This window comes from Microvirga tunisiensis, from assembly GCF_009296175.1.
Taxonomy (GTDB): domain Bacteria; phylum Pseudomonadota; class Alphaproteobacteria; order Rhizobiales; family Beijerinckiaceae; genus Microvirga; species Microvirga tunisiensis.
Genome location: NZ_VOSK01000694.1, coordinates 1 through 1,672, shown reverse-complemented (window position 1 = coordinate 1,672; position 1,672 = coordinate 1). Strand labels below are relative to the sequence as shown.

The window sequence follows — 1,672 nt, the reverse complement described above, 5'->3', positions numbered from 1 at the left end:
CTTTCAATTACCCACATTTTGGGTTGAGCGGCAGCGCTTGCCTGACCGGCACCAATCGTGATTCCGTGGTGGGCACCTCCTCATCTGTGAGAGGTGTCCCATGGATAGGGTCCCGTCTCGGTTTTCCCGTCATCTTGCCGATGCCTGCGGGTCGGGCCTGCGCCGGGCCATCTCCCATCCGCCAGGGCAAGGCTGCACGGGAGCTGGGCCATCATGAAGGCGCGCCTTCCTGCCGCCCATCCCGGAGAGGCGGCTGACGCGACCTCCTGGATCGAGCAGGAGCTCGCCGGCTGCCACTTTCGGGACCGGCGTCTTGGCCAGCGCCTGCGCAAGCTCCTGACCCACATGGCCAGTGCCATCGGCGGCAGCATCCCGCTGGCCTGCCAGGACTGGGCCAACACCAAAGCAGCCTATCGCTTTCTGTCCAATCCCAAAGTCTCCGAACACGAGATCCTTCAGGGCCATTTCCAGGCCACTCGCACCCGTTTTGCGGCGGTCGGCGGCCCGATCCTGGTTCTCCAGGACACGACTGAACTGACCTACGAGAGAGCACAGCATGAACGGATCGGCGCGACCCGCCGGGTCAACAGCGGCCGGGACAAGGCAGGTCGGTTGCGGATGCACACGGTGTGCGGGCTGCTGATGCATTCTTGCCTGGCTGTGACTGCGGATGGGCTGCCGCTGGGGCTGTCGGCGATCAAGGTCTGGACGAGGCCTCAGTTCAAGGGCACCAGAAAGCTCAAGCGCAAGATCAACCCGACCCGGGTGCCCATCGATCAGAAGGAGAGCATCCGCTGGCTCGAATGTATGAGGCAATCCGTGGCGCTGTTTGGCGCGCCGGAGCGCTGCATCCATATCGGCGACCGCGAGAACGACATCTACGAATTCTTCTGCACGGCTCGCGCTCTGGGCACGCACTTTCTGGTCCGGACCTGTGTGGATCGGCTGGCGGGCGATGGCCAGCACACCATCGCGGACGAGATGCAGGAGGTGAGGGTCAAAGGGCTGCATCAGGTTGAGGTTCGCGGCCCAAAAGGCCATGTGAGCCTTGCGACCGTGGAGCTCAAATACCGCCGGATCCACGTCCTGCCCCCGATCGGCAAGCAGAAGCGCTATCCGGCTCTCACCCTGACGGTCATCCACGCGCAGGAGCGCCACACGCCCAAAGACCGGGCGCGGATCGATTGGAAGCTGATCGCGGATCTGCCGGTGCGATCCCGCGCCGACGCGATCCAGATGCTCGACTGGTACGCCCTGCGCTGGAAGGTCGAGCTGTTCCACAAGATCCTGAAGTCCGGCTGTCGGGCGGAGGAGAGCAAGCTCAGAACGGCGGAGCGGCTGGTGAACCTGCTCAGCATCTACTGCATCGTGAGCTGGCGGATCTTCTGGCTGACGATGCTCAATCGTGTCGTTCCGGACGTGCCACCGCGGCTGGCCTTGACGGGCCTGGAAATGGGCCTGCTCGACGAGTTGGTGCGAGACAAGGGTCAGGTGATGCTGCGGAGCAAGACGCTCTCCTACTACTTAACCAAGATCGCCTGCATGGGCGGCTATCTCGCCCGTGGCCATGATCCTCCGCCAGGAAACACCGTCATGTGGAGAGGACTCTCGCGCCTGATGGATATCGAACTCGGCGCTAGGATTGGAGCACAAATCTATGGGTAATTGAAAG

Annotated in this window: 1 protein-coding gene; it reads left to right on the top strand. The window is 63.0% G+C overall.

Annotated elements, in window-relative coordinates:
• The first annotated feature begins 213 nt into the window (after positions 1-213).
• Positions 214-1,665: an IS4 family transposase gene (locus FS320_RS42940; protein WP_152718593.1), complete on the top strand. Its 1,452-nt coding sequence runs from the start codon at positions 214-216 to the stop codon at positions 1,663-1,665.
• Positions 1,666-1,672 lie beyond the last annotated feature (7 nt).

Bases quoted from the DNA above. Each gene is read 5' to 3' on its own strand.
- FS320_RS42940 (WP_152718593.1), top strand. From the start codon at position 214: ATGAAGGCGCGCCTTCCTGCCGCCCATCCCGGAGAGGCGGCTGACGCG.